The sequence below is a fragment of the Psychrobacter sp. 16-MNA-CIBAN-0192 genome, from assembly GCF_040309565.1.
GTDB lineage: Bacteria > Pseudomonadota > Gammaproteobacteria > Pseudomonadales > Moraxellaceae > Psychrobacter.
Genome location: NZ_JBEOOX010000120.1, coordinates 1 through 288 on the forward strand (window position 1 = coordinate 1; position 288 = coordinate 288).

The 288-nt window shown below is 53.5% G+C and carries 1 protein-coding gene; it reads left to right on the plus strand.

Annotation, left to right across the window (positions count from 1 at the left end; translation table 11 throughout):
- Positions 1-288, plus strand: a 288-nt coding sequence (locus AAEY78_RS12585) for an ABC transporter permease (RefSeq protein WP_352339673.1), incomplete at both ends; no start/stop codon positions are given.

Here is a 288-nt window from a genome sequence, read left to right on the forward strand (position 1 = left end):
GTGCTGGGACTGCATTCCAACCAATGGATGGAGCGCAACAGCAGCGATCTGCAGGCCTTTTTCGAGCTGCATCCCTGGCTCTATTTGGTGCTGGTCCCCCTGTTATCGACGCAGTTGTGGTCGGATGAATCCAACGCCAGCTTTTACGACACCCTGAAGGCCTTGCCTGTCACCTCAGTGGAACGAGTGATCGGAAAATTTATCGCAGCATGGACTGTCTGTGGCATTGCGCTGATGCTTAACTTCCCCTTGGTGATTGCCGTCAATTATCTGGGCACGCCTGACAAT